Source organism: Catenulispora rubra, assembly GCF_015356825.1.
GTDB classification, from domain to species: domain Bacteria; phylum Actinomycetota; class Actinomycetes; order Streptomycetales; family Catenulisporaceae; genus Catenulispora; species Catenulispora rubra.
In genome coordinates, this window is record NZ_JAACYW010000104.1 from 1 (window position 1) to 25965 (window position 25965).

Annotated in this window: 26 protein-coding genes; 8 read left to right on the forward strand and 18 right to left on the reverse strand. The window is 70.7% G+C overall.

Annotated features, from left to right (window positions below; all coding sequences use genetic code 11):
- Both GWK61_RS56880 and GWK61_RS26120 read left to right on the forward strand, forming a co-directional pair.
- A partial coding sequence (locus GWK61_RS56880; protein WP_228562963.1) for a hypothetical protein occupies positions 1-986 on the forward strand: 986 nt, incomplete at its 5' end.
- Positions 983-1798 (forward strand): hypothetical protein, encoded by an 816-nt coding sequence (locus tag GWK61_RS26120; protein ID WP_194912173.1) that lies wholly within the window; start codon positions 983-985, stop codon positions 1796-1798. The genes GWK61_RS56880 and GWK61_RS26120, both read left to right, overlap by 4 nt.
- Before the next feature lie 39 nt (positions 1799-1837).
- On the opposite strand, the gene msrB is transcribed toward GWK61_RS26120, so the two are convergent.
- Both msrB and GWK61_RS26130 read right to left on the reverse strand, forming a co-directional pair.
- The gene (gene msrB, locus GWK61_RS26125) at positions 1838-2248 is read right to left on the reverse strand and encodes a peptide-methionine (R)-S-oxide reductase MsrB (RefSeq protein WP_194912175.1); all 411 of its coding nucleotides are present in this window, start codon (positions 2246-2248) and stop codon (positions 1838-1840) included.
- Positions 2249-2253: 5 nt separating this feature from the next.
- Entirely contained in the window at positions 2254-3030 is a 777-nt protein-coding gene (locus GWK61_RS26130; protein WP_194912177.1) for a pyrimidine reductase family protein, read from the reverse strand.
- 144 nt (positions 3031-3174) lie between these two features.
- Between GWK61_RS26130 and zapE the strand changes: the two genes are divergently transcribed.
- The 4 genes from zapE to GWK61_RS26150 all read left to right on the forward strand — a co-directional run bounded on the left by zapE (position 3175) and on the right by GWK61_RS26150 (position 6286).
- Positions 3175-4263 carry a cell division protein ZapE gene (zapE, locus tag GWK61_RS26135; protein ID WP_194912179.1) on the forward strand — a complete coding sequence of 363 codons (1089 nt, stop codon included), beginning with the start codon at positions 3175-3177 and terminating at the stop codon, positions 4261-4263.
- 120 nt (positions 4264-4383) lie between these two features.
- Positions 4384-5229 (forward strand): polyphosphate kinase 2 family protein, encoded by an 846-nt coding sequence (locus GWK61_RS26140; protein ID WP_194912182.1) that lies wholly within the window; start codon positions 4384-4386, stop codon positions 5227-5229.
- 104 nt (positions 5230-5333) lie between these two features.
- A complete protein-coding gene (locus GWK61_RS26145) occupies positions 5334-5831 on the forward strand; it encodes a GNAT family N-acetyltransferase (RefSeq protein WP_194912185.1) in 498 nt (165 codons plus the stop codon).
- Positions 5832-5875: 44 nt separating this feature from the next.
- Positions 5876-6286, forward strand: coding sequence for a hypothetical protein (locus GWK61_RS26150; RefSeq protein ID WP_194912187.1), 411 nt, complete (start codon positions 5876-5878; stop codon positions 6284-6286).
- 38 nt (positions 6287-6324) lie between these two features.
- Here the strand turns inward: GWK61_RS26150 and GWK61_RS26155 are convergent, their stop codons facing one another.
- The 8 genes from GWK61_RS26155 to GWK61_RS26190 all read right to left on the reverse strand — a co-directional run bounded on the left by GWK61_RS26155 (position 6325) and on the right by GWK61_RS26190 (position 14163).
- Entirely contained in the window at positions 6325-7302 is a 978-nt protein-coding gene (locus GWK61_RS26155; protein WP_194912188.1) for a quinone oxidoreductase family protein, read from the reverse strand.
- Between the two features lie 135 nt (positions 7303-7437).
- On the reverse strand, positions 7438-8199 hold the full coding sequence (locus GWK61_RS26160; protein ID WP_323747757.1) for a sirohydrochlorin chelatase: 762 nt from the start codon (positions 8197-8199) through the stop codon (positions 7438-7440).
- Positions 8196-9077, reverse strand: a complete 882-nt coding sequence (locus GWK61_RS26165; protein WP_194912190.1) for an ABC transporter permease — start codon at positions 9075-9077, stop codon at positions 8196-8198. Before GWK61_RS26165 ends, GWK61_RS26160 begins: the two co-directional genes overlap by 4 nt.
- Positions 9067-9867 carry an ABC transporter ATP-binding protein gene (locus GWK61_RS26170; RefSeq protein WP_194912191.1) on the reverse strand — a complete coding sequence of 267 codons (801 nt, stop codon included), beginning with the start codon at positions 9865-9867 and terminating at the stop codon, positions 9067-9069. The genes GWK61_RS26165 and GWK61_RS26170 overlap by 11 nt, the downstream gene beginning before the upstream one ends.
- Before the next feature lie 26 nt (positions 9868-9893).
- The gene (locus tag GWK61_RS26175; protein ID WP_228562964.1) at positions 9894-11015 is read right to left on the reverse strand and encodes an ABC transporter substrate-binding protein; all 1122 of its coding nucleotides are present in this window, start codon (positions 11013-11015) and stop codon (positions 9894-9896) included.
- 127 nt (positions 11016-11142) lie between these two features.
- Complete coding sequence (locus tag GWK61_RS26180; RefSeq protein WP_194912195.1) at positions 11143-12504, reverse strand: sulfate adenylyltransferase subunit 1; 1362 nt, start codon at positions 12502-12504, stop codon at positions 11143-11145.
- Positions 12505-12506: 2 nt separating this feature from the next.
- Entirely contained in the window at positions 12507-13430 is a 924-nt protein-coding gene (cysD, locus tag GWK61_RS26185) for a sulfate adenylyltransferase subunit CysD (protein WP_194912197.1), read from the reverse strand.
- 1 nt (position 13431) lies between these two features.
- Positions 13432-14163, reverse strand: a complete 732-nt coding sequence (locus GWK61_RS26190) for a phosphoadenylyl-sulfate reductase (protein WP_194912198.1) — start codon at positions 14161-14163, stop codon at positions 13432-13434.
- A 486-nt stretch (positions 14164-14649) separates the two neighbouring features.
- On the opposite strand from GWK61_RS26190, the gene GWK61_RS26195 reads away from it, so the two are divergent.
- A complete protein-coding gene (locus GWK61_RS26195) occupies positions 14650-15498 on the forward strand; it encodes an LLM class flavin-dependent oxidoreductase (protein ID WP_194912201.1) in 849 nt (282 codons plus the stop codon).
- A gap of 21 nt (positions 15499-15519) precedes the next feature.
- Here the strand turns inward: GWK61_RS26195 and GWK61_RS26200 are convergent, their stop codons facing one another.
- Positions 15520-17250 carry a thiamine pyrophosphate-dependent enzyme gene (locus GWK61_RS26200; RefSeq protein WP_194912204.1) on the reverse strand — a complete coding sequence of 577 codons (1731 nt, stop codon included), beginning with the start codon at positions 17248-17250 and terminating at the stop codon, positions 15520-15522.
- Between the two features lie 51 nt (positions 17251-17301).
- Between GWK61_RS26200 and GWK61_RS26205 the strand changes: the two genes are divergently transcribed.
- Positions 17302-18045: a hypothetical protein gene (locus GWK61_RS26205; RefSeq protein WP_194912206.1), complete on the forward strand. Its 744-nt coding sequence runs from the start codon at positions 17302-17304 to the stop codon at positions 18043-18045.
- A 54-nt stretch (positions 18046-18099) separates the two neighbouring features.
- Here GWK61_RS26205 and GWK61_RS26210 read toward each other — a convergent pair whose 3' ends face one another.
- The 7 genes from GWK61_RS26210 to GWK61_RS26240 all read right to left on the reverse strand — a co-directional run bounded on the left by GWK61_RS26210 (position 18100) and on the right by GWK61_RS26240 (position 25930).
- Positions 18100-19221 carry a hypothetical protein gene (locus GWK61_RS26210; RefSeq protein WP_194912207.1) on the reverse strand — a complete coding sequence of 374 codons (1122 nt, stop codon included), beginning with the start codon at positions 19219-19221 and terminating at the stop codon, positions 18100-18102.
- 318 nt (positions 19222-19539) lie between these two features.
- Positions 19540-20532, reverse strand: a complete 993-nt coding sequence (locus GWK61_RS26215; RefSeq protein WP_194912209.1) for a GH25 family lysozyme — start codon at positions 20530-20532, stop codon at positions 19540-19542.
- A gap of 101 nt (positions 20533-20633) precedes the next feature.
- Positions 20634-20843, reverse strand: coding sequence for a hypothetical protein (locus GWK61_RS26220; RefSeq protein ID WP_194912212.1), 210 nt, complete (start codon positions 20841-20843; stop codon positions 20634-20636).
- A gap of 43 nt (positions 20844-20886) precedes the next feature.
- On the reverse strand, positions 20887-22596 hold the full coding sequence (locus tag GWK61_RS26225) for a nitrite/sulfite reductase (protein ID WP_194912213.1): 1710 nt from the start codon (positions 22594-22596) through the stop codon (positions 20887-20889).
- A gap of 232 nt (positions 22597-22828) precedes the next feature.
- Positions 22829-22969, reverse strand: a complete 141-nt coding sequence (locus GWK61_RS26230) for a hypothetical protein (protein ID WP_194912215.1) — start codon at positions 22967-22969, stop codon at positions 22829-22831.
- A 409-nt stretch (positions 22970-23378) separates the two neighbouring features.
- The gene (locus GWK61_RS26235; RefSeq protein ID WP_194912217.1) at positions 23379-24683 is read right to left on the reverse strand and encodes a D-arabinono-1,4-lactone oxidase; all 1305 of its coding nucleotides are present in this window, start codon (positions 24681-24683) and stop codon (positions 23379-23381) included.
- A gap of 47 nt (positions 24684-24730) precedes the next feature.
- The gene (locus tag GWK61_RS26240) at positions 24731-25930 is read right to left on the reverse strand and encodes an MFS transporter (RefSeq protein ID WP_194912219.1); all 1200 of its coding nucleotides are present in this window, start codon (positions 25928-25930) and stop codon (positions 24731-24733) included.
- Between the last annotated feature and the right edge of the window lie 35 nt (positions 25931-25965).

Consider the following 25965-nt stretch of genomic DNA (forward strand, 5'->3'; position numbering starts at 1 on the left):
GGCGGGAGGCGGCGGGCATCGGTGCGCAGGCTCCGGTCGAGCGGCAGCCTGATGTGCAGAACTCGGTCGCCGGGCCGCGCGAGTCTGCGGCACGCGGGCAGGTTGTAGCCGAGAAGCAGGAGCCGATGGCAGCGCGCGAGGTTGCGGCGAGCGTTGGTGCGCAGGCTCCTGCTGAGCGGCAAGCAGGGCAGGCTGATGGGCAGGGCTTGGTGGTTGGCGCGCGCGAGTCTGTCGCGGGTGCGCAGGCTGCGGCCGAGCAGCAGGCGGTGCGGGTCGGCGCTGTAGCCGATGCGCGGCCTGCGTCGGAGCCGGTGGTCGCGCGTGGGCCTGCGAGTGCTGACTCGGCGCCCGGGCAGCCTGATGCCGTGAAGCCGAGTGTGGCCGGTTCGTGGCGTACGCAGGGGTCGGTCGCCGGTTCGCGGTGGTCGGCTGTGAAGGGTTCGCAGGTTCGGCCGAGTGCGTCGCCGACCGTTTCCGGTGGCAAGGACGCGGTGAGCAACTTGGCGTCGGCCGCGAATCAGCAGGGCACTGCCGCCGACAAGCAAGGCGCGGTCACGGCTCAGCAGGGCACTGTCGTAGGACAGCAGAGCGAGCCGGTCACCCCCCAAAGCGCAGCCCCGAACCCCAAGCCGCGCACGCCAGCCAAGTCGCCCGAAGCCCTGCGTCCGACGCATCGCCGAACCGGCGCGTTCGGACTCCGCTGGGGACGCAGCCGGTCGCAGCGTCCTGTGGTGCCGCCGTCGCCCGAGCCCGTCGCAGCTGTCGTCGCGCCTGTGCTATCCGCCGCCGAAACAGCAGCATCCGCGCCCGCGCAGCCGCAGCCCGCCGTCCCCTTCACCGTAGCGTCGCCCGCATCCCACCACCCGGACCCCGACAGCGGCGGCATGACCCCGTGGCGGGCCGCGGCCGCGCGGGCGGCGCACCAGAACCAGCAGCACGCGTCGGTCGCTGAGGCGGCCCCGGCAGAGCAGGAAACGTCCGCATGATCGCCGCGTTCCGTTATGAGCTGCGCCGCCTCGGGAGCCTGCGGGCCACGCGGCGCGTCCCCGGGGGTGCCGCCGTGGTGGCCGCCGCGTTCGGTGTGGCGGCTGCGCTGGCGGTGTCGGCGGGGGCTTCGGAGCGGGTCGTGGCGCTGCTGCGGTTGGCCGGGACGCTGCCCGCGCTCGCTGCCGCCGTCGTGCTCGGCGCAGCTGCGTCGGGGCATGAGCGCCACTACTCCATGCGCTACGTCACCCTCGCCGTGGTGCCGCGGCGGGCCTGGCTGACCGTCGCCAAGGCCACGCTCACCGCGTTCCTGTCCGCGCTGAGCGGTGCGCTGGTCGCGCTGTCCGCCGCGCTCGGCTACGCCCTGGCGCTGGCGTGGGCCTACGCCGGTGACCGCACCCTGATCCCCGACGGTGCCGCCGCTGATCCCGTGCTGCAGGGCGTCGCGCCGGCGGCTGCGGCGGCGACCGCGGCCGGGCTGTTCGGGCTGGCCATCGGGTGGCTGACCGCCTGGTACCGCGCATCGGTCGCGGTGGCCGTGGCGGTCGTCGCACTCGCCGTGCCGCTGGCCGCCGGGCGCCTGCTGACCGGCCTGCCCAGCGTCGCCAAGCTTCTGACCGACGCCGAGCAGTCCCTGCGCACCACCCCCGTGCTGTCCTCGCTGCTCAATCCGCGCGTGCTCACCGCGTGGCCGCCGCTGAAGTCGGGCATGCACCCGATCCCGCCGACCTCGCTCGCGGCCACCGCCCTGCTCGCGGCGGTGGCCCTGCTCGCGGTCGGCGCCGGTGCCGCGAGGTGGCAGCGGGGCGACTGAGGCGAGCGAGCGATGACGTAGGGGCAGTGACGAGAACGCTTAGGAAGCGTTCTCCTCCTCGTCCAGCTTCAACGACACCGAGTTGATGCAGTACCGCTGCCCGCCGTGCGCCGCCGGTCCGTCGTCAAAGACGTGGCCCAGGTGCGACCCGCACGCCGCGCACCGCACCTCGGTGCGCACCATCCCGTGGCTCCGGTCCTGGATCAGCGTCACCGCGTCACCCTCGCCGGGCTCGTAGAACGACGGCCACCCGCAGTGCGAGTCGTACTTCGCCTGCGACCGGAACAAGGGCGCGTCACAAGCGCGACAGTGGTACGTCCCCTCCGTGTGCGTGGACACGTACTCCCCGCTCCACGGACGCTCCGTACCGGCCTCGCGCAGCACCGCGAACTCCATCGGCGTCAGCAACGACCGCCACTCCGCCTCGGACCTCTCCACCTTCTCGACCATGTGACTCACCCTTCCTTACCGGGCCCATCGACGGAACTGTGTGTTCCCCCGATTAGATAACGGCTGAAGAGGAATCCATCTTCCGTCAGCAGGCTGTGCAGTATCAGCGGTAATCCGTCCGTAAGATCCGGGCCGGCCAGCACCCGCATCGCGTCCCCGCCGCGCAGCTGCGGCGCGATGGACAGACACAGCTCGTCGAGCTTCCCAGAGGCGGCCAGCTGGCCCAGCAGGTTCGGCCCGCCCTCGCACAGGATGCGGCCCAGGCCCCGCTCGGCGAGCCGGTCCACGGCCAGGGCCAGGTCGACGTCGCCGGTGCCGGCGGCGATCACGTCCGCGCCGGCCTCGCTCGCGGCGTCGATGCGGTCCTGCGGGGCGTCGGTCGCGGTGAGCACGATCGTCGGGACCGCCGGGGAGGTGAACAGCGGCATCGACCAGTCCAGGTCCAGCGCGCGGGAGACCACGGCGACCGCCGCGGTCGGGGCCTGCCCAGCCGCCGCGCGCGCCTCCTGGTACTGCTCACGCACCCGCGCCGGGCGGTACTGCTCGGTGCGCACGGTCCCGGCGCCGACCAGCACCACGTCCGCCAGGGCGCGCAGCACGCCGAAGATCCGCTTGTCCGCCTCGCCGGAGATGCCCTCGGACTTGCCGGAGGCGGTGGCGGCCCCGTCGACGGTGGCGACCATATTCGCCCGCACCCAGCGCCGAGCCCCGGTGGGATAGGCGTAGACCTCGGCCAGATCCACCTGGCGGCTGCGGTGCGACGGCGGCAACAGCTGATACATGGGACCAGCGAATCACACTGGGCGACTTCTGACACGCGCTGCTCATCCACCCGTCGCACAAGGCTTTGTGATCCGCTTCACATGTGATCAATTACACCCCCCGGATGGACCTGGACACCCGCTCCGGCCTGCGACATTGGAAGAGTGCCGACGTCTGCTCCGATAGTCTCCGCGCCCGCTGCGACCCTCGTCGGCCGCCGCCCCGAGGTCGGCGCGGACCGGCTGATGGCCGACCTGGTCCCGCCGCCGCGGTTCGACCAGGTGCGCTTCTCCAGCTACGTGCCGAACCCGGCTGAGCCCAGCCAGAGCGCGGCGCGCGACCGGCTCCAGGCCTTCGCCGCGACCGTCGGTGTCGTGCCGAAGAAGAGCGGCGGGCTGTTCAGGAAGAAGGCTCCGGCGTCCGGCGCGATCGGCGTCTACCTCGACGGCGGTTTCGGCGTCGGCAAGACCCACCTGCTGGCCTCGCTGTGGCACGAGTCCCCGGCCCCGCGCGAGAAGAAGGCCTATGGCACGTTCGTCGAGTACACGAGCCTGGTCGGAGCCCTCGGCTTCGCCGCCGCGGTGGAGCGTCTGTCGGACTTCGCGCTGGTCTGCATCGACGAGTTCGAGCTCGACGACCCCGGCGACACCGTCCTGGTCTCCACGCTGCTCACCCGCCTGTCCGACCGCGGCGTGAAGCTCGCCGCGACCTCCAACACGCTGCCGGACAAGCTCGGCGAGGGCCGCTTCGCCGCCGCCGACTTCCTGCGCGAGATCCAGGCGCTGTCCGCGCGCTTCGAGGTGCTGCGGGTCGACGGCCCCGACTACCGCCACCGCGATCTGCCCACGCCGCCGGCCCCGGTCGCCGAGGACACCGTGGCGCGCACCGTGGAGGAGCACCCCGGCGCCACGCTCGACACCTTCGAGGGTCTGACCGGCGAGCTCGCCGCGGTCCACCCCAGCCGCTACGGCGCCCTGATCGACGGCGTGAGCGCGGTCGGGCTCACCGGCGTGCGGCCGCTCGACGACCAGAACGTCGCCCTGCGCCTGGTGGTGCTGATAGACCGGCTCTACGACCGCAAGGTACCGGTCGTCGCCTCCGGCACGCCGCTCGGCGAGCTGTTCACCCCGGAGCTGTTGCGCGGCGGATACCGCAAGAAGTACCTGCGCGCGATCTCCCGGATCACCGCCCTGGCCCGGGACGGCGTGACGCTGGCCGCCGCCGAGGAAGCCGCCGTCGGCGCGGGCGCCTAGCCCGTAGGCCGTGGCTCCGCGTCCGCAGCCGCCGGTTCCCACTCCCGGAACAGTCCTGGAACAGTCCCGGAACGGACGCCATGGCATGCGAACTGTTAACCCGGATGGCAGTCTTCCTTCATGGCGAAGTCCTTCACGCACCTGCTGCGGGCCCCCGATTCCCCGGTCAAGCTGAACAAGCTGCCCTCCGACGTGCACCCCGGCGTCGACTCGAAATCCGAGGCGCTGCAGAAGCTGCCGAAACTCGCCGCGCGCCTGGCCGATCTGCAGGAGCGCCTGTTCGCGCAGTCGCGCGGCGGCGTCGAGCCGGCCCGCCAGAGCCTCCTGCTGGTGTTGCAGGGCATGGACACCTCGGGCAAGGGCGGCACGGTCAAGCACGTGGCCGGCGTGATGGACCCCGGCGGCCTGCGCATCTCCTCCTTCAAGGCGCCGACCGAGGAGGAACTGTCCCACGACTTCCTGTGGCGCATCCGCAAGGCCCTGCCGGCGCCCGGCATGGTCGGCGTCTTCGACCGCAGCCACTATGAGGACGTCCTCATCGTCCGGGTCCGCGACCTGGTCCCGCGCGAGCAGTGGGAGCTGCGCTACGGCCTGATCAACGAGTTCGAACAGGAACTCGCCGACCAGGGCACGACCGTGGTCAAGTGCTTCCTGCACATCAGCCGCGACACCCAGAAGGAACGCCTGCTGGCCCGCCTGGACGACCCCACGAAGCTGTGGAAGTACAGCACCAACGACGTCGCCGAGCGCAAGCTGTGGCCGGCCTACGCCGAGGCCTACCAGGCCGCGCTGAACCTGACCTCGACGGAGACCGCGCCCTGGTACGTGATCCCCGCCGACCGCAAGTGGTACCGGAACTTCGCGATCACCAACCTGCTCGTCGAGACCCTGGAGCGGCTGGACCCGAAGTGGCCGCCGGCCGGCTACGACGTCGCCGAGGAGAAGAAGCGCGTGCTCGCTTCCTGATATTCGAACACAACCTCAACGTGCGGCTCGGGACGGCGGTTCGGTTGGCGGGGGCCGGACCGGGGCCGGACCGGGTTCAGCTGACCGGCCGCTATCCTCGCGCCATGACCGTGCACATCCGCGAAGCCGTCGACGAGGACTGGCCGCGCATCTGGCCCTTCTTCCGCGCCATCTGCGCCGAGGGGGAGACCTACGTCTACCCCTACGAGCCCACCGAGGAGGAAGGCCGCGCGCTCTGGATGGAGCGGCCGCCGGGGCTGACCGTGGTCGCGGTCGACGACGCGGGTACGGTTCTCGGCAGCGCCAAGATGGGCCCGAACCGGCCGGGTCCCGGTGCGCACGTGTCCACCGCGAGCTACATGGTGGATCCGGCGGCCGCGGGCCGGGGCGTCGGTCGGGCGCTCGGCGAGTACTCCCTCACGTGGGCTCGCGAGCAGGGCTATCACGGGATGCAGTTCAACGCGGTGGTGGAGAGCAACGCGCGGGCCGTGTACCTGTGGCAGTCGATCGGTTTTCAGATCATCGGGACGGTTCCGGGGGCGTACAAAAGCCGGTCCCACGGCTACGTCGGGATCCACGTGATGTACCAGAAGTTCGATTGATCTTCCGGCCTTTATCAAGACCCTTGTTTCATCGGATGATATGCGTGAGCATGGGTGCCATGGTCTCGGTGGCGCAGCCCGGTACCGATCGTTCTCGGGCCAACACGCTGGCCACCCTCGGGTTCGCGGCGCTGACTCTCGCATCGCTCGCCGTCCCCTGGCCCGCCCGCCACAGTCAGGACTGCCTGCACGTGGTGCGGTGGCTGAGCGTCGGTCTGATCGTGCTGTCGTCGCTGCGGCTGACGGTGCCGGCGGTCCGGCTGGCGTGGCTGTCCCTGGCGGCGGCGACCGCGCTGGCCGCGTCCGCGGTGCTGGCGGCGTTCCAGTGCCTCGATGCCCTCGGCTCGACCGTGCACGCCGGGCCGATCATCACAGCGACCGCCGCGCTGTTGTGTGCCGTCGCCGCCGGCCGCGGCCCGGCGGCCCAACGGGCCCGGGCCGGGACGCGGCCGTGACTTGTCCTTGTCTGAACCGGACCAGACCGGACCGGTGCCTACGGGATCAGCAGCAGCTTGCCGGTCGTCTTCCGCGACTCCAGGTCCTGCTGCGCGAGCCCGGCCTCGCCGAGCGGATACGTCGCGCCGACCCGCACGTTCAGCGTGCCCTCCTGGATCCACCGGAACAGGTCGCTCGCGCGCCACTCCAGCTCCTGGCGGGCCACGATGTAGTTGCCCAGCGTGGGCCGGGTCAGGAACAGCGAGCCGCCCTGCGACAGCCGCAGCGGCGCGACCGGCGGGACCGGTCCGGAGGCGTTGCCGAAGCTGACCAGCATCCCGCGCATGCGCAGCGCGGCGAGCGAGGCCTCGAAGGTGTCCTTGCCGACGCCGTCGTAGGCCACGTGCACGCCCTGCCCGCCGTTGCGGCGGCGGACCTCCTCGGCCAGTTCCTCGCCGGACACCTGGTCGTAGCGGATGACCTCGTCGGCGCCGGCCTCGCTCGCCAGCTTGGCCTTGGCCTCGCTGAAGACGGTGCCGATCACCTTGCCGCCGGCCGCCTTCACCAGCTGGGTCAGCAGCAGGCCCATGCCGCCGGCCGCGGCGTGCACCAGCGCGGTCTCGCCGGCCTTGACCGGGTACGTGCTCTGCGTCAGGTAGTGCGCGGTCATGCCCTGCAGCAGCACGGCGGCGGCGGTCTCGACGTCCACGCCGTCCGGCACCGCCACGGCCCGCTCGGCCGACACGATCACCTGTTCGGCGTAGCTGCCGCGGGCGTCCACGGTCGCCACCCGGTCGCCGGGCTTGAAGTCCGTGACGCCCTCGCCGACCGCCAGCACGTGCCCGGCCGCCTCGGCCCCCGGCGTGAACGGCAGTTTCACGGCGTACAGACCGCTGCGCTGATAGGTCTCGATGAAGTTCACGCCGGCGGCGCCGACTTTCACCAGGAGCTCACCGGGCCCCGGCTTCGGGTCGTTGACCTCGGAGAGCTGCAGGACCTCGGGTCCGCCGGTCTGGCCGACGACGATCGCGCGCATACACGGATCCTTTCAAAGGTTGCGGTGGTTCGCCGCTTGCAACCTTGCCCCCGCCGCCTTGATTCCGCATGCCCGAATGACGGAATCGCTCAACTGACGGCTCAGTGATGGCTCAGTGACGGCTCAGACCCCGGCTCAGGCCACGTGCGCCAGGCAGCCCGTCATCGCCCCGTCGAACCGCGACAGCACGGCCGAGGCCACCTCCGGCGCGTTCCCGAGCTCGGCCGCCACCGCGTCCGCCCCGGCGCGCAGCGCCGAGCCCCGGATCCGGTCGGCCAGGTATCCCGGCGCCAGGAAGTACGGCGCCACCACGACCCGCCGCGCGCCGCGCTCGCGCAGCGCCCGCACGGCGTCTCCTGCCTGGTCGCCGACCGCCGGAACCGGCACCACGTGCTCCCAGCCGCTGCGCTGCCACTCCTCGGCCAGCTCGTCCACCGCCGCGGCGGCCACCCGGTCGGAGGATCCGGCCCAGGCCAGCACCACGGAAGCCTCCTCGTCGCCGGGCCACACCCCGGCCTCGCGCAGCCGTCGTTCCAGGCCGGCCATCAGCAGCGGATGCGGGCCCAGGGGCTCGGCCACCATCGGCTGCGCGACCCCGGCCTTCCAGCGCCGCGGCAGCGACTCGTGCGCCGCGGCCACCGCCGCCGGGATGTCCTGCCGCACGTGGTAGGCGGTGTTCAGCAGCAGCGGCACCACCTTCACCTGCTGGTACCCGTCCCGGACCAGGCCGTGCAGGGCGCGCGCGGCCGTCGGGCCGCAGTGGTCGAGGAAGGCCGTCTCGACCCGCAGCCCCGGCCGCTGCTCGCGCACCGCGTCGACGAGCCCTGTGATGACCTCGCGGTGCCGCGGGTCGCGGCTCCCGTGGGCGACCGCCAGCATCGCACCCGCCTGGTTCACGCCAACCCCCTCGCCTTGAGCACGCGCCGCTCCAGCGGCGCGAAGAGCAGCTGGTTGACCGCCACCCCGACGGCCAGGATGAGCACGATCGCGGCGAACGCCCCGGACATGTCGTTGGCGTCCTGGGAGTTCTTCAGCAGGAATCCCAGCGAGTGCCCGAGGTTCGCGGACTGCACGATGATCTCCGAGGCCAGCAGCGAGCGCCAGGCGAAGGCCCAGCCCTGGCGCAGCCCCGCGAGGTAGCCGGGCAGCGCGGCCGGCAGCAGCACGTGCCGCACCGAGGCCAGGCCCCGGGCGCCGATGTTGTGGCCGACCCGCAGGTACAGCGGCGGCACCTGGTCCAGGCCGGACACGACGCCGACGGAGATGGAGGGCACCGCGCCGAGCAGGACGACGGTGTAGAGCATGGCCGGGGTCGGCCCGAAGAACATCAGGGCCGGCGGGACCCAGGCCACCGAGGGCAGCGACTGCAGACCGGACAGGATCGGGCCGATGCCGGCCCGGATCGTCTTGAACCGGCTGACCAGGATGCCCAGCGGGGTGCCGATGGCGACCGAGGCGCCGAAGCCGACCGCGCCGTGGGCGATGCTGTGGCCGACCGCGCCCCAGGCGTCGCCGCCGGAGAAGGTGTCCTTGAGCGAGGAGAAGACCTGCGAGGGCCCGGGCAGCTTCCAGTCCGGCCAGATCTTCGCCGCGTAGAGGATCTGCCAGACGGCGAGGATCAGCGCGACGGCGACGATCGGCGGGATGACGGAGGCGGCCACGCTCCTGAGTCTGCGGGACTCCGGTTCCGCCGATGTTTCCAGCGCGTCAAGTCCGGCTTCGATGTGTGCGAGCGTATCGCCGGGCCGGCCGCCGGTGTCCGTGTCAGCGGCCATGGCGGCTGATCTCCTTGCGCAGGTCATCGGTGATCTCCACCGACAGGTCCGCCACCGCCTTGTCCTCGATGCGGCGCGGCTGCGGGATGTCCACGCGCCACTCCCGCGCCACCCGGCCGGGACGGGAGGACAGCAGCACGACCCGCTGGCCCAGGCGCACCGCCTCGCGCACGTTGTGCGTGACGAACAGCACCGCGAGCCCGGTGGCCTCCCACAGCCGGATGAGCTCCTCGTGCAGCACGTCGCGGGTGATGGCGTCCAGCGCGGCGAACGGCTCGTCCATCAGCAGCACCCGGCTGTCCTGGGCCAGCGCGCGGGCCAGCGCGACCCGCTGCCGCATGCCGCCGGAGAGCTGGTGCGGCCGCTTGTCGTAGGCGCCGCGCAGCCGGACCAGGTCCAGCAGCCGCTCGGTCTCGGCCCGGCGGTCGCGGCGGCCGGACAGGCCGCGCAGCCGCAGCGCGAGGTCGATGTTCTCCCCGGCGGTCAGCCACGGGAACAGCGCGGACTCCTGGAACATCAGGGCGGCGCGGCCGGAGGGCACCTCGACGGTGCCGGAGCTCGGCGCGTCCAGGTCGGCGACCAGGTTCAGCAGCGTGGACTTGCCGCAGCCCGAAGCGCCGAGCAGGCACACGAACTCGCCCGGCGCGACGGTCAGGTCGATGCCGTCGAGCACCGGGGCCCCGCCCCGGAAGGTCTTGCCGACCTTGGTCAGCCGGACGGCCGGCTGGGACTCCGGGGAGCGGCCCGAGGCGATGGCGTCGGTGGTGGTTTCGGCTATGGCGGCGGTCATGGCGGTCTCCCCTTAACTCTCTGGCGCTACTTGGTGGTGGACAGCCCGGCGTCGGACACCGCGGGCCGGCCGTCCTTGGCCAGTTCGGTGTTCAGCAGCGTCAGGTCGAAGATGCCGTGCAAGTCTGTCTTCTTGAGCAGGCCGGTGGACACGGCGTGGTCCATCGAGGTCTGGAGCGAGGCGGCCAGCGGGTCGTCGGTCGGCGTCTGCTCGCTGAACGCGCGCTGGATCTCGGCGGCGGTGAGGGCCTTGCCGGTGAGCTTCTTCAGCTGGTCGTTGACCAGCTGCCGGGCGTCGGCGGGCGCCGAGGCGATCCACTGGTTGGCCGCGATCTGGCCGTCGATCAGGGCCTTGACGGTGTCCGGGTGCGCGGCCAGGAAGGTGCTGGACACCACCAGGTTGGTGGTCGCGAACTGGCCGCCGGGCCACAGGGTGCGCTCGTCGACGAGCACCTTCGCCCCGGCCTCCAGGACCATGCGCGAGGCCCAGGGCTCCGGCAGCCAGGCGCCGTCGATGTGCCCGGCCTTGAACTGGTCCAGGGTGGCGGCGTTGTCCTGCGGGTTCACCGACACGTCGCCGGTGCCGTCCAGGTTGGCGGTCAGGCCGTTCTGCTTCAGCCAGGCGCGCAGGGCGACGTCCTGGGTGTTGCCCTTCTGCGGAGTCGCCAGGGTCTTGCCCTTGAGGTCGGCCACGCTGGTGATCCCGGGCCGCACCACCAGCTCCGCGCCGCCGCTGGTGGCGCCGGCGACGATCTTCAGCGCCTGGCCGTGCGACTGTGCGAAGGCCGACAGGGCCGAGGAGGGCCCGACGTAGGCGGCGTCCAGCTGGCCGCCGAGCAGCGCGGTCATCTCCGCTGGGCCGGCGTTGTAGATCTGGGTGGTCAGCTTGGTGGATCCCAGGGCCTTGGCGAAGTCGCCGTGCGCGATCCCGACCACGGCCGTGGCGTGCGTGACGTTCGCGAAGTAGCCCAGCCGCAGCTCTCCGGCGGCTGTGGACGTGGCGCCCACAGGGGTGGAGGAGGAGGCCGTGGTCGGTCCGGAGGAGTGGTCCGTGGTGGAGACGTACGCGGCGATGACGATCACCAGCGACGCGAGCATCCAGCCGGCCGCGACGGTCGCGGCGATGGCGGAGAAGGCTCTTCGTATCAACGTACGCTCCAGGGACTGCGGGACTACGGGGATCTTCGATGTCGGAACAGGGGCCTGCGGTGCTGCCCGGCGGCGGCCCGACATCGCACGTCCCCCGTGAAGTTCTGGGAGAACAAGGCGCGTTCGATCACGAGAAGACCCCCAGCGGGTCCCCGGACATGCCGGCGGTGAGGGTGTCGCCGCTGGCCGGGTCGATCAGCAGGAAGGACCCGGTCTCGCGGTCCGCCGCGTAGGGCTCCAGCAGGATCGGCGAGGCGGTGCGCAGGACCACGCGGCCGATGTCGTTGGCGTGCAGGGTGTGCGCGGTGGGGGCGTCGTCGTCCCAGGCGAACTCGTCGGCCTCGGCGTTGGCGGCGTCGGCGGCGGTCGAGGACGCGGCGGCCAGCGGGTCGGAGATGTCCAGCTTGGCGGAGATCTCCTTCACGATCGCCTTGACCGTGCGGGTGGTGTGCTTCAGCAGCACCCGGTCGCCGACCTTCAGCGGCTTCTCCGACAGGTGGCACACGGTCGCCACCACGTCCTGCACGGCGGCCGGGGCGGCGTCGGCCGGGGCGATCAGGTCGCCGCGGGAGACGTCCAGCTCGTCGGTCAGCAGCAGGGTCGCGGCCTGGCCGGCGGTGACGCGCTCGGCCGGGCGGCCCAGCAGGTCTATGGCGGCGATGGTCGAGCGCTGGCCCGAGGGCAGCACCACGATCGGGTCGCCGACCTCCAGGTGCCCGGAGGCGATGGTGCCGGCGTAGCCGCGGTAGTCGGCGGACTGGTGCCGGATCACGTACTGCACCGGGAACCGGCCAGCCGGGCGCCGCTCGGTCTCCACCGGCACGTTCTCCAGGAACTCCAGCAGCGTCGGGCCCTCGAACCAGGCCAGGTCCGCCGAGGGCTCCACGACGTTGTCGCCGCGCAGCGCGGAGACCGGCAGCGCCGCGTGGTGCTCGATGCCCAGCGCCGTGGCGTAGGCGGCGAAGTCGGCCTCGATCTCGGCGAACCGGTCCTTGTCGAAGTCGACCAGGTCCATCTTGTTCACCGCCAGCAGCACCCGCGGCACCCGCAGGAGCGCGGAGACGGCGGTGTGGCGGCGGGTCTGCTCCGCCAGGCCCTTGCGCGCGTCGACCAGGATCACCGCGAGCTCGGCGGTGGAGGCGCCGGTGACCATGTTGCGGGTGTACTGCACGTGCCCGGGGGTGTCGGCCAGGATGAACCGCCGGCGCGGCGTGGCGAAGTAGCGGTAGGCGACGTCGATGGTGATGCCCTGCTCGCGCTCCGAGCGCAGGCCGTCGGTGAGCAGCGCCAGGTCGGCCTGCTCCAGTCCGCGGTTGCGCGAGGTGCGCTCCACCGCCTCGTACTGGTCGGCCAGCACCGACTTGGTGTCGTAGAGCAGCCGGCCCACCAGGGTCGACTTCCCGTCGTCCACCGAGCCGGCGGTGGCCAGCCGCAGCAGTCCTGCGACCTGGGTGTCCTTCGCGGTCGGTGCGTCCAGTAGCGCAGTCATGACTAGAAGTACCCCTCTCGCTTGCGATCCTCCATGGCGGCCTCGGAAAGGCGGTCGTCCGCGCGGGAGGCCCCGCGCTCGGTGATCCGGGAGGCGGTGATCTCTTCGATGACCGCGGCGATGTCGGAGGCGTCGGAGTCGACGGCACCGGTGCAGGACATGTCCCCGACCGTGCGGTAGCGCACGATGCGGTTCTGCACCGTCTCGCCCTCGCGCGGACCGCCCCACTCGCCGGGGGACAGCCACATGCCGCCGCGGGCGAACACCTGGCGCTCGTGCGCGTAGTAGATGTCCGGCAGCTCGATCTCCTGCTCGGCGATGTACTGCCACACGTCCAGCTCGGTCCAGTTCGACAGCGGGAACACCCGCACGTGCTCTCCGGGGCGGTGCCGGCCGTTGTACAGCCGCCACAGCTCCGGACGCTGGCGCTTGGGGTCCCACTGCCCGAAGTCGTCACGCAGCGAGAAGACCCGCTCTTTCGCGCGGGCCTTCTCCTCGTCGCGGCGACCGCCTCCGAAGACGGCGTCGAACTTGTGGGATTGGATCGCGTCCACCAGCGGCACCGTCTGCAGCGGATTGCGGGTGCCGTCGGGGCGCTCGACCAGGCGGCCGTCGTCGATGTAGTCCTGGACGTGCGCGACGAACAACTGCAGACCGTGCTCGGCGACGGTGCGGTCGCGCACGGCCAGCACCTCGGGGAAGTTGTGGCCGGTGTCCACGTGCAGCAGCCCGAACGGCACCGGCGCCGGCGCGAACGCCTTCAGCGCCAGGTGCAGCATGACGATCGAGTCCTTGCCGCCGCTGAACAACAGCACCGGCCGCTCGAACTCGGCTGCCACCTCGCGGATGATGTGGACCGCCTCGGCCTCCAGGGTGCGCAGATGGTCGTGCGCCGGGGCGGTCTCGTCGTGGGTCAGGGTGCTCATGTCAGGTGTGCAGTCCGCATTCGGTCTTGGCGTTGCCGGCCCAGCGCCCGGCCCGCGGGTCCTCGCCCGGCAGGGGCTTGCGCGTGCAGGGCTCGCAGCCGATCGAGGTGTAGCCCTCGAGGAACAGGGGGTTGGTCAGGACTCCGTTGTCGATGATGTAGGCGTCGAGGTCGTCCTGGGTCCAGGCGGCCAGCGGCGAGATCTTGACCATGTCGCGCTTGGCGTCGTAGCCGATCACCGGGATGTCCGCGCGGGTCGGGGACTCCTCGCGGCGCATGCCGTTGATCCAGGCGACGTAGGGCTTCAGCGCGCGCTCCAGCGGCTCGACCTTGCGCAGCGCGCAACACTTGTCGGGGTCGCGCTCGTGCAGCCGCGGGCCGAATTCGGCGTCCTGCTCGGTGACGGTCCGCAGCGGCGTGATGTTCAGCAGCCGGACCTGGTACACCTCGGCGACCGCGTCGCGGGTGCCGATGGTCTCGGCGAAGTGGTACCCGGTGTCCAGGAAGGCGACGTCGATGTCCGGCGCCGCGGTGGAGGCCAGGTGCACCAGGTGGGTGTCGGCCATGGACGAGGCGACGACCAGGTCCGCGCCGAAGGTGGCGTGGGCCCACTCGACGATCCGCCCGGCCGGGGCGTTCTGGAGTTCCGCGTTGGCCTTCTCGGCCAGCGCCCGCAGGTCGGTACGTCCCGTCGAGGCCGGGTCGACCGACGCGAGCGTGGTGTCCGCTGACATTTCGGGGCTTCCCCTTACAGTGGCGGGCGCACGGACGTGCCGGACGCCCGACGCGCCGGGGGCCGCGCGGAAGCGGCGTCACACGGACGGCGTGGGGGGAGTGCCGGCGGACCGTGGCCCTGGAAGATCTTGAACGGCAGATCGCGGGCGAGGTCTACTGGACCGGCATACAGACCATGCTGGACAGCCGTCCGAAGTCGACGTGACGCCGACCGACGAGCGCGATTCCAGCACGAGACATGACTAGAGAGTCGCACGCGGTCCGCGGGTCGTCCACTGTCGTCCATGATGCGGACTATGTGTCTCACGCCACTTAGCGGTGCCGAAATGGGTTTGTTCCGCCCGCGGATCGCGCTTTAAGCTGCCGAATACTCCGACAGGGAGCTCCTCAGCACGAACGCCGCAGAACGGGAGCCCTACGCTTCGCAGCGTCGAAGTCCTGGAGAGGGCGGCATCGATTCGTCGTGCCCTCACGGAGGTTTTCCCATGGAAGTCGGAATCGGTCTGCCCATCAGCGCCCCCGAGCTGCTGCTCGACTGGGCCCGGGCCGCTGACACCGGACCGTTCACCACTGTCGGCCTGCTCGACCGGCTTGTCTATGACAACCCGGAGCCCTTGGTCACCCTGGCCGCCTTGGCCGGTGCGACCAGCCGCGTGCGGCTCCAGACCGAGGTACTGCTGGCTCCGCTGCGTGAGCCCGCCTTGTTGGCCAAGCAGGCCGCCACCCTGGACCGGATCAGCGGCGGCCGTTTCGTCCTCGGTCTGGGCATCGGCGGTCGCGAGGACGACCACGAGGCCGCCGGGACGGACCTGCACACCCGGGGACGTCTGCTCGACCGGCAGATGCATGTCATGAAGCGCATCTGGTCCGGCGCCCCCTACAGCGACACCGTCGGGCCGATCGGCCCGCGTCCGCACCGCGCGAACGGTCCCGAGGTGCTGTTCGGCGGGTTCCGTCCGGCCGCGCTGGCCCGCGTGGCCCACTTCGGCGACGGGTTCCTCGCCGCCGCGCCGCCGTCGTGGATCGGGCCGCTGATCGAGACGGTGCGCCGTTGTTGGGACGAGGCCGGCCGGTCCGGACGGCCGCGGATCGTGGCTCAGGCCAACGTCGCGCTCGGCCCTGAGGAAGTCCTCGACGACGCGCGGACGGCCATGGCCGCGTACTACCGGTTCACCGGCGGTAGAGCCGATCGGATGGTTGAAGGGATACTCACGACTCCGGCGTCGATCCGGCAGACCATCGCGCAGTATGCGGAGCACGGCGTGGACGAGGTGATGCTCTACTGCTACGGCCGCGATCCGGGTCAGGTGGACCGGCTCGCGGAGGCGATCTGAGCTCGATGGCCGCGCGGACCTTTAGAGCAGGCGCACGTTATGCGTCGCCTCCTTGACGACGTCCCCGAGGTGCCCGGTCAGCGCCTGCTTGGCGACGCTGAGCGTGAAGCCCTTAACCGTTGCCGCCGGAGTGTGCGCCGGTAGGGCCAACGCATAGGGATCGACGACCACGTCGACCACCACGGGTCCGCCGCGGTGGTTCAAGGCCTCCTTCAACCCTTGCTCCAGGTCGGCGGGGCGCTCGATCCTGATGCCCTTGGCACCCATCGCCTCGCCGACCTTCGCGAAGTCCGGGTTCTGGAAGTCGACGCCCCACGGCGTGAGCCCGGCCTCCTGCATCTCGATCCAGACGAAGTCGAGCTTGCCGTTGTTCAGGATCACGTGGACGATCTCGGCCTTGCGCTGCACCTCCGTCAGGAGGTCGCCGAGGCCGAGCATCGTGAAGCCGCCGTCCCCGCACAGCGCGATCGCCGCGCGGTCCGGGAAGGCCATCTTGGCGCCGAACGCGTTGGGGGAGGCGCTGGCCATGGAGGCCCACGTGAGGCTGCCGAACATGTGGCGCTTCGGGCCGAAGTGCAGATAGTGCGCGGCCCAGATGCACGCGGTACCGGTGTCGACGGTGAACACCGCCTCTTCCGGGGCGAGCCTGTCGAGGGTCGCCGTCAGGTATTCCGGTCGGATCTGCTTGAGCGCCGGACCGTGCTCGACATAGTGCTGAAGCTGTTTGTCGAACTCTTCTGTCTTCTTTAGACACTTCCGCAGGAAGGCGTCGTCGGACTTAGGAGTCACTTGCGGTAGTAGTCGATCCAGGGTGGCTCCGACATCGCCTACCAGTCCGTGCGCCAGCGGTACCCGGCGGCCCAGACGGCGTCCGTCCCGGTCCACCTGGACCACCTTCACGCCTTTGTGCGGGAGGAACTGCGGGAACGGGAAGTCCGTACCCAGCATCAGGAGTACGTCGGCGTGGTTCGCCGCCTCCCAGCAGCCGCCGTAGCCGAGCAGTCCGGTCATGCCGACCGCGTGCGGGTTGTCGTACTCCAGCCACTGCTTGCCCTTGAAGCTGTAGCCGACCGGTGCGTTCAGGTTGTCCGCGAGTACGCGGACCTGGTCCCTGGCGTTCTGGCAGCCCTCGCCGCCGAAGATGGTGACGGTCTTCGCGCCGTTGATGATGTCGGCGAGCTTGGCGATGTCCTCGTCGGGCGCGGGGCCCGCGACAGTGTTGGGCACTGTTATATGCGTCGGCACATCCGGTGCGTCTGCGGCTGCGACGTCGCCCGGCAGCGAGATCACCGTCGGGCCGTGCTCGGTCAGCGCGGTGGTGATCGCGGAGGTGACTATGGGGCGCAGCTGTTTGGGATCTACCAGGCGTCCCGTATAGAGGGACGCCACATTGAAGAACGTATAAGGGTTCAGCTCTTCCAGTCCGTCGGTGTCCATGATGGCGGTCTCGACGTCGCCGGCGATCGCGATCACCGGGGCGCCTTCCTTGCGGGCGTCGATCAGTCCGTTGATCAGGTGGCTCACGCCGGGGCCTGCGGTCCCGCACACCGCGACCGGACGCCCGGACATCTTCGCCTCCGCGACCGCCGCGAAGACGCCCCACTCCTCGTGCCGGACGTGGACGAAGTCGATGTCGCCGGCCCGCCGCAGCGCGTCGATCGCCGGGTTCAGGGCGTCGCCGACGATCCCGTAGCAGCGCCGCACTCCGGCATCGGCGAGCATTTTCCACAGCACGTCCGCGACAGTAGGCATGCCGCCAGTCTCGGGGAGGGGGCCCTAGGCGGGGTCGCTAGAGTGAGCCGCGTGGGGGACCAGAAGACGCCGACGATCCCGATGCCGTCCGTGCCCGCCGCCGCGTTGTGGGAGATCTCCCTCGCGGCGTATCTGCGGCGGCGCACCGACCTTCCCTCATTGGCCCTCAAACCCCTGGGGCTGCTCGACCGCTACGGCGAGGTCGCCGTCGGACCGGACCACATGGCCTTCGACGGTGAGGACGTGCCCTGGGACAAGGCCGTCCGGGTGATCGTGCGGGACGTGGTCGAGGTGGTCTCCGACGCGGCGATGGCGCGCGAGGCGGAGAAGATCCGGCACCTGCTGCCGCCGGTGCCGGGCCGCAAGTGGGTGGTGGACCACGCGATGGCGCTGCTGGGGGAGTTCGCGGCGCCGCGGTTGACGAAGGCGCGCGGCGGCGACGTGGTGAGCGAGGTCGTGTACCGCGGTGCTTTCGGGCGGGAGAGGACGCTTCAGGCCGGAGTGTTCGCGGCACTGGTGATGGCGACTTGGCCGCAGGTGCGACAGAGTTTGGTCACTACTGCGCGGGCGAATGGAGTAGATGTGTACGGCGAAGCATCACAATACGAGGCTCCCGGTGTGCCCGCCCCTGTTGGGCACACCGCGATTCCGCAGGACAGCTCGGACGACGATCCGACGATCACGCTTCCGGCACAGTCCGATCCGGCCCACGACACGCTCGGCGCTTCCGGCGCCTCGGTGATGCCGCCGCGTGCGGACCTGTGGACTCCCGCCGAGCCCCAGTCCGAGGGCTGAGAACTCAGCGGGAGTCGCATACTTCTTAGATCAGGGTCACTTCTTAGAGCAGAGTCACTTCACCGTCACGTGCGTCAGCGCGCAGACGTTGGTGTCGTTGGACCAGCTGCCCTGGAAGGTGTAGGTGCCGTTGCCGAACTTCACGTTGCCGGCGCCGCCGGTCACGCCCTTGAGCCAGGCGCACTCGTCGGCGTTCTCCTGGCCCTGGTAGGGCGAGCCCGCGACGTTGTTGGTCCAGCCGCCGGCCGGGTTCTGGTCGGTGATGGTCTCGCTGTACTCGTGGCCCAGGGTCATGGTCCAGCCGTCCAGCGTGCCCTTGCTGCCGGAGTTCAGGAAGTTGACGCCGCAGCCCTGGCCGGAGTCCATGTTGTAGGGCTGGTTGGAGAAGGCGAAGTCGCCGACGGTGGACGCGATGGCGCCGCCGGTCAGCGTGGTGTCGCCGTTGTAGTCGTGCCAGGCGCAGTACTGGCCCTGGTAGTTGTCCGGGTTGGTGCCGTGCGGGGACAGGATCACGTAGTAGGCGGCCCGGTTCTTTGCCGCGGTGGTGTTGCCGAAGTGCTTCGCGGCCTTCAGCGCCTCCACACCGAGCTGGTGGCCGGTGGCGGCGGCCGGGGACTTCGCGGAGTTGTCGTACCAGGCGCCGGCGAGCACGCCGCCGGTCGGGTAGGGCACGTGCAGGGCGCCCGACGGGCAGCTGGTCGCGCCGGTCTTGACCCCCGCGCCGTCGCAGTACTGCGTCATGGTCCCGGACCACGCCTCGCCGCCGGTGCCCACGCCCTTGAAGAGCATCTGCGCCGGCGCGGCGCCCTTCTGCGGGTCGTTGGAGAACGTCAGGTTGCCGTTGGCGTCCTTGCCCTGAGTACCCCACTGGCTCCCGTAGAAGATGAGGTAGACCTTCGGGTGCTGGTCCGTCACGCCGATGCCGTCTATGCCGCCGCCGTAGGACAGCGTCTCCGGACCGGTCGTGGCCGTCTTCGCCAGGCCGGTCTCATGAGCGAGCTGCGCGCGGATGGCCGCGGCACCGGCGACTGTGGGGAAGACGCCGTGGCGCATCGGGGCCGGGCCGGCCTGCGCCGCCCCGGAGGTGCCGAACGCGGCGAGCAGCGCGGCGGTGGCGCCGATGGCGCCGGCGGCCAGGCGCGCCTTGCCGCGGCGGGTCGTGGGGGTGTGGAGCATGTGGTGGCTTCCTCTCGCTGGGACCTCGCCGCCCGGCCGGGGTTGGCCGCAGCGGCGTGTTGGTGCGCGGGCGCACGCCGATCGGCACGCGGCGGTACCGCGCGCTCGCCGTGAACGTCCGTGGTGCGATGCGATGGGGCCTGTCAGCGCCCGACGGAACCCGGGGGCTCCAGGCCCCTGAGATCGTCTGCGAAGGGGAAACTAGCAATGAGGCCAACCCGGGTCAACGGGTTGGCCTCAAACGATTAAGCGAAGGTTTCCCTGGTGCTCACCCTGCGGTGCGCGGCCGGAACCCTTGCCCGTCCCTTGTCATGCTGCTCAGCGGTGGACGGCCTCGACCAGGTAGGACAGCGGCACGTCCGGGTTCGCGGTTCTGGTGATGCTGATTTTCTGGACCCCGGTCGGCAGCGGTCCGCCGACCGGGTTGACGCGGTCGCCGGCGGCGGAGACCGCCACGTCCGGGTAGACGTGCGACCAGCCCTGACCGTGCGTGAAGATGGCGACCCGCACGTTCGCGGTGCCGAAGTCGGCGCCGAGGCTGAACCACACGTTGCCCCAGCCGGCGCTGCCGTAGTTGGCCGGCGGCGGCAGCACGACCGTCACAGCGCCGTTGCCTTGCGCAACCACACCTGTAGCGAATACGGGCATGTCATCGTCCTCCGAAGGGGCGCCGGTGCCGGTGCCGGGGTTCAGCGCCGAGATGAGCTCCGAGGTCGACCCCCGGAACGCGTTGTAGTCCAGCGGCTGTCCGCCGTCGGACGCCTGGTTCGTGAACTGGTAGATCAGGGGTGTCATCCCGCCGTAGGGCTGCCAGCCGGCGGCCCCGTCTCCGGGATAGATGTTCGCCGGGCCCCCCGAGCCGCCCGGGTACACCGAGGAGACGAGCGAGACTCCGCGGCCGGCCACCGGGGACAGGTCGGGCGAGCCGATCTGCTCCCAGTACCAGCGCGGCAGGTAGATCAGACGCAGATTGAGTCCCGCGGAACGCGCGGCGTCGAGGTACGCCAGGATCTGGTCCAGGGACGGCGAGAACGATCCCGCGGGCTCGGCGTCCAACATGCCCGGCAGCGAACTGTCGCCCACGTTGGCCGCGGTGTGCTGGGCCTGGGCGGTGGAGCTCTCGCCGGACAGGAAGTGGTACCAGACGAACGGTTTGCCGAGCTGTGCGGACTGGGTTCGCCAGGCCTGGTAGTCGGCATCGGTGTAGTAGGTGCCCTCGGTCGTCTTGGCTATGACGAACGAGGCGTCCGCGAGCCGGGACAAGCTCAGCCCGCTCTGATAGGACGATATGTCGGGTCCGAAAATGGTCACAGGCGGCTCCTTATGGGGTCGTCACAGACCATTCTGGTCGCGCGAGACCGCTTTGGGGAGGGCTTTTACCGTGCCTTTGGGGATAACTTGGCATTCGGTTGTCAGGACCCGGACGCGGAATTCGGGGCAGAATGCGGGGTATTGTCCGCTCCGTCCGGCCGGCCGGCGCCGGGCGCCAGCAGGCCGACGAACGCGACTTCGAAGACCCGCCGACAGGAGCGGCACGACCACCGCCGGTGGCCGCCCTCCTCCGGGCGCAGGTCTTCGTCGCCGCAGTACGGGCAGTATGCGGGGGCCGCGCGCTCGCTCACGACAAGTCCGCCTTCACAGGGTCCGTCTTCACGGGGTCCACCTTCACGACAGGTCCGCCTCCGAGGCGCGCGTCGTCCACTGCGCGAACGTCTCGCTCTCGGTGCGCTGCTCCTGGAACCGGCGAGCCAGGCGCTCGACGTAGTCCGGCAGCGCCGCGGCTGTCACCTTCAGGCCGCGCACCTTGCGGCCGAAGGCGCCGTCCTCGACGTCCGCCGGGTCCTTTGTCTGCGCGCCGAGGTGGCCGCCGAGGTGCACCTGGTACCCCTCGACCTGCTCGCCGTTCTCGTCCAGGACCAGCTGGCCCTTCAGGCCGATGTCGGCGACCTGGATGCGCGCGCAGGAGTTGGGGCAGCCGTTCAGGTTGATGGTCAGCGGCTGGTCGAAGTCCGGCAGCCGGCGCTCGAGCTCGTCGATCAGGTTCGACGCGCTCTTCTTCGTCTCCACGATCGCCAGCTTGCAGAACTCGATGCCGGTGCAGGCCATCGTGGAGCGCCGGAACACCGAGGGGCGGACCTGCAGGTCCAGCGCCTCCAGGGCGCTGACCAGCTCCTCGACCCGCTCCGGGGCCACGTCCAGGATCAGCAGCTTCTGCTCGGTGGTGGTGCGGACCCGGTCCGAGCCCGCGGCCTCGGCCAGGTCGGCGATCTTGGCCAGGGTCGCGCCGTCGACGCGGCCGACACGCGGGGCGAAGCCGACGTAGTGGTTGCCGTCCTTCTGGACGTGCACGCCGATGTGGTCGCGCTCGTAGGTCGGCGCCGGTTCCGGCGCCGGGCCGTCGGTCAGCGGGCGCTTGAGGTACTCGGTCTCCAGCACCTCGCGGAACTTCGCCGCACCCCAGTCCGCGACCAGGAACTTCAGGCGCGCGCGGCTGCGCAGGCGACGGTAGCCGTAGTCGCGGAAGATGCCGCAGACGCCGGCCCAGACCTCCGGGACCTCCTCCAGCGTCACGAAGGCGTTGAGGCGCTTGGCGAAGTGCGGGTTCGTCGACAGGCCGCCGCCGACCCACAGGTCGAAGCCCGGGCCGAGCTCGGGGTGGACCACGCCGACGAACGAGATGTCGTTGATCTCGTGGACCACGTCCTGCAGGCCGCTGATCGCGGTCTTGAACTTGCGCGGGAGGTTGGAGAACTCCGGGTTGCCGATGTAGCGCCGGGAGATCTCGTCGATCGCCGGGGTGGCGTCGATGATCTCGGCGGCGGAGATGCCGGCCACCGGCGAGCCGAGGATCACGCGCGGGACGTCGCCGCAGGCCTCGGCGGTGCTCAGGCCGACGTCCTCCAGCGTCTTCCAGATCGCCGGCACGTCCTCGATCCGCACCCAGTGCAGCTGGATGTTCTGCCGGTCGGTGACGTCGGCGGTGCCGCGCGCGTACTTCTCGGAGACCTCGGCGACGGCCCGCAGCTGGGCCAGGCTCAGCCGGCCGCCGTCGATGCGCACCCGCAGCATGAAGTACTTGTCGTCGAGGTCCTCCGGCTCCAGGATGCCGGTCTTGCCGCCGTCGATGCCGGGGCGGCGCTGGGTGTACAGGCCCCACCAGCGGAACCGGCCGCGCAGGTCGCCGCCGTCGATGGCGTCGAACCCGCGGTAGGCGTAGATGTTCTCGATGCGGGCCCGGACGTTCAGGCCGTCGTCATCCTTCTTGGTCTGCTCGTTGCCGTTCAGCGGGGTGAAATAGCCTTTGGCCCACTGGCCCTCGCCGCGCTGCTGGCGGGGTCGGCCGACGCGGGCAGGCGTGGACGGGGTGGCGGTCATGGCGGAGGTGTCCTTAGCGAGGGGTCATACGGCCGGTGGGAGGGCGGCGGAGTGCCGCTGAGCAGCGCGGTCAGTTCGCGGTGCGGACCGTACTGGCCATGCTGGACAGGCGTCCGTAGTCGACATGGCGTCGACTCACGAGGGCGATTCCGGCACGGGACATGGTCATCAGCCTGGCAGCGCATCCCGGACGCGTCCACTGTAGTCCGGGATGCGGACCTCTCGTCTCACATCAGGCGGGCTTGCCCCTCTTGCGGGACGTGATGCCCAGGACGCCGGCTCCGACGGCCAGGGCGGCCGCGGCCAGGCCGAGGATCGGGGCGAAGCCGCCGCCGGTCGCCGCCAGACCGCGGTCGCGGGCGGACGCGGACACCGACGGCTGGGTGCCGGAAGGCGTGGTCGGGAGCGTCGGACGGGTCGGCGCGGTGGGTGTGGTGGGTGTGGTGGGCGTGGTCGGCGTGGTCGGCGTGGTGGGCTCGGACGGCGACGACGAGCTTGACGACGAACTGGAAGAGGAGCTGGAAGAAGAACTGGAGGAAGAACTCGTCGAGGTCGACGAGGACCGCCGCCACGCGTCGCTGTTTCGTGCCGGTTTCCAGGTCCGCCATCACCGAAAAACTCCCGAGCGTGATCGATCACTCACATTCCGTGTCGATGCTAGGAGTTCGGTTTGGCGAGATGGGGGAGGCCGGGGGCCCCGCAGATCGTGTTCCTGGAGCTGGAGCTGGTGCTGGTGCCGGTGGTCTTTACCCGCTGGCCCCGGCTCCTCAGCCTCCGAACACTCAGTCCCCGAACACGCGCCGGGTGTACTCGTTGGCGAACAGCCGCTTCGGGTCCACCCGGTCGCGCACCCCGAGGAAGTCCTCGAAGCGCGGGTAGGCCTTGCCCAGGTACTCGGCGTCGCGGGTGTGCATCTTGCCCCAGTGCGGGCGGCCCTCGTGCCCGACGAGCACCTGCTCGACGGCCTTGAAGTACTCCTCGAACCGCGTGCCCTGATACATGTGGCAGGCGATGTACGCGGTGTCGCGGCCGTGCGCCGTGGACAGCCACAGGTCGTCGCCGGGGACCACGCGCACCTCGATCGGGAAGTTCACGTTCCAGGTGGAGTTGTTGATCAGCTGCGTGACCTCGCGGAACGCAGCCACGAACGCGGTACGCGGAACCGCGTACTCCATCTCCACGAACTTCACGCGCCGCGGCGAGGTGAACACCTTGTCCGAGCGGTCGGTGTAGCTGCGCGCGGACAGCGCCGAGCCGGAGACCTTCGAGACCGTCCTGGTCAGCCGCGGGGCGGTGCGCGCCAGGCGCTGCGCGGCGCCGAAGACCGAGTTCGACAGGAACTCGTCGTCCACCCAGTGCCGGAAGCCGGACAGCGGGGCCGCGGGGCCCGAGGACCGGTTGTTGCGCTTGATGTTGGTGCTGGTCGTGTAGGGGAACCAGTAGAACTCGAAGTGCTCGTTGCCGTCGGCCAGGTCGTCGAAGCCCTCCAGGACCGCGTCCAGCTTCATCGGCTCCTCGCGGGCGGTGAGCAGGAACGACGGCTCGGTGCGGAAGGTCACCGCGGTCACGTAGCCGACCGCGCCGACGCCGAGGCGCGCGGCCTGGAACAGCTCGGCGTTCTCGGTCGGGGAGCAGATCACGATCTCGCCGTTGGCCAGGACCAGCTCCAGCGCCGCGACCTGGGCCGCGATCGAGCCGGAGACGCGGCCGGTGCCGTGCGTGCCGGTGCCGATCGCGCCGGCGGCGGTCTGCACCTGGATATCACCCATATTGGTGAGCGCCAGGCCGTTCTCCGCCAGCAGTGCGTTGAGTTGGTGCAGCGGCATCCCGGACTCGACGGTGACCAGTCCGGCTTCCTTGTCGATCTGCTTCAGGCGGGTCAGGCCGTCCGGTTTGACCAGGACCCCGTCGGTCACCGCGGCCGGGGTGAAGGAGTGGCCCGAGCCGACGGCCTTGACGGTCATCCCGTCGTCATCGGCGGTGCGCAGGATCTCGACGACCTCGGAGGCGGATCGCGGGGTGACCACCTTGGCCGCCTTCGCCGTCTGGTTGCCGGCCCAGTTGGACCACTCGTTCGCGCCCGCCACGCCTCACCCGATTCTTCCGCCGGCACGCCAGATCTGAGCCGCGCCGTTCACTCGATCGCCGGATCCCCCGGACGTAGCCAACGCGAGCCGAGCAGCGCAGTCAAGAGGGCGAGGGCGCTTCCTGCCACTGGGACCAGATATGCGGTGTGCGCCCCGGAACGGTCGATGAGCCAGCCCGAGACCGCCGACCCGGCGGTGATCCCGACGGCCGCCCCGGTGGTCTCGATCACCATGCCCTCGGTCAGCCGGGCCGCCGGGACCAGGTACTCGACCAGCGCGACCAGCGTGATCAGGGTCGGGGAGATGGCGAACCCGGCCAGCAGCAGCACCAGGGCCAGCACGCCGATGTTCGGCGCCACCGTCATCGGCGTCGAGGTGACCAGCACCGCCGCCAGCAGGATCAGGGCCCGTCTGGCCAGCGGGGCCTCCCAGCGCGTCGCGCCGAAGATCAGGCCGGCGATGAAGCTGCCGCCGGCGTAGACGGCCAGCAGCAGCCCGGCCCAGTCACTGTGCCCGTGTTCCTCGGCGAAGGCCACGGTCACCACCTCGATCGAGCCGAACATCACCCCGATCGCGATCGCGCAGATCAGCACCACGCGCATGCCGGGGATGGCGATGGCCGCCGGTCCCGTGTGGTGCTCCGGCGGATGCGGCGTCGGCTGGCTGCGGCGCTGGATCAGGAACGCCGAGGTGCCCAGCGCCAGGAACCCGGTGGCCAGGCCGACCCCGGCCTCGTGGTGGACCTGCAGGGTGAGGAAGGTGACCAGGATCGGGCCGATCATGAAGACGACCTCGTCCATGACCGCCTCAAAGGAGTAGGCGGTGTGCAGGGACGGGGTGCCGGTGTAGAGCTTGGTCCAGCGGGCCCGCACCAGCGCCCCGACGTTCGGCATGAAGGCCCCGGCGAGCGCGGCGGAGGCGAACCACGACCACGTCGGCTCGTCGAAACGCACGCAGAGCATGAGCGAGATCAGCGCGGCGGTGGAGACGACCAGCGACGGGAACCCGACCTCGGCCTGCCCGCGCCGGTCGATCAGCCGGGCCAGGAACGGCCCGAAGAACGCCTGCACCAGCGCCATCGTCCCGGAGACCACGCCGGCCAGCGCGTACTTGCCGGTCGATTCCTTGATCATGAGGATGATGCCCAGGCCGAGCATCGACAGCGGCAGCCGGCCCACGAACGCGGCGGAGGAGAAGCCCTTCGACCCCGGCGCCTTGAAGATCGCGGCGTAGTGCTTGGCCACCATACGGCGATGGTCGCCCCTTGTGGGACTGGTGCGCC

Coding starts and splice junctions, on each gene's coding strand:
- GWK61_RS26120 (WP_194912173.1), top strand. CDS start 983: ATGATCGCCGCGTTCCGTTATGAGCTGCGCCGCCTCGGGAGCCTGCGG.
- msrB (WP_194912175.1), bottom strand. CDS start 2,248: ATGGTCGAGAAGGTGGAGAGGTCCGAGGCGGAGTGGCGGTCGTTGCTG.
- GWK61_RS26130 (WP_194912177.1), bottom strand. CDS start 3,030: ATGTATCAGCTGTTGCCGCCGTCGCACCGCAGCCGCCAGGTGGATCTG.
- GWK61_RS26140 (WP_194912182.1), top strand. CDS start 4,384: ATGGCGAAGTCCTTCACGCACCTGCTGCGGGCCCCCGATTCCCCGGTC.
- GWK61_RS26145 (WP_194912185.1), top strand. CDS start 5,334: ATGACCGTGCACATCCGCGAAGCCGTCGACGAGGACTGGCCGCGCATC.
- GWK61_RS26155 (WP_194912188.1), bottom strand. CDS start 7,302: ATGCGCGCGATCGTCGTCGGCCAGACCGGCGGACCCGAGGTCCTGCAG.
- GWK61_RS26165 (WP_194912190.1), bottom strand. CDS start 9,077: ATGGCCGCTGACACGGACACCGGCGGCCGGCCCGGCGATACGCTCGCA.
- GWK61_RS26170 (WP_194912191.1), bottom strand. CDS start 9,867: ATGACCGCCGCCATAGCCGAAACCACCACCGACGCCATCGCCTCGGGC.
- GWK61_RS26180 (WP_194912195.1), bottom strand. CDS start 12,504: ATGACTGCGCTACTGGACGCACCGACCGCGAAGGACACCCAGGTCGCA.
- cysD (WP_194912197.1), bottom strand. CDS start 13,430: ATGAGCACCCTGACCCACGACGAGACCGCCCCGGCGCACGACCATCTG.
- GWK61_RS26190 (WP_194912198.1), bottom strand. CDS start 14,163: ATGTCAGCGGACACCACGCTCGCGTCGGTCGACCCGGCCTCGACGGGA.
- GWK61_RS26195 (WP_194912201.1), top strand. CDS start 14,650: ATGGAAGTCGGAATCGGTCTGCCCATCAGCGCCCCCGAGCTGCTGCTC.
- GWK61_RS26200 (WP_194912204.1), bottom strand. CDS start 17,250: ATGCCTACTGTCGCGGACGTGCTGTGGAAAATGCTCGCCGATGCCGGA.
- GWK61_RS26210 (WP_194912207.1), bottom strand. CDS start 19,221: ATGCTCCACACCCCCACGACCCGCCGCGGCAAGGCGCGCCTGGCCGCC.
- GWK61_RS26225 (WP_194912213.1), bottom strand. CDS start 22,596: ATGACCGCCACCCCGTCCACGCCTGCCCGCGTCGGCCGACCCCGCCAG.
- GWK61_RS26240 (WP_194912219.1), bottom strand. CDS start 25,930: ATGGTGGCCAAGCACTACGCCGCGATCTTCAAGGCGCCGGGGTCGAAG.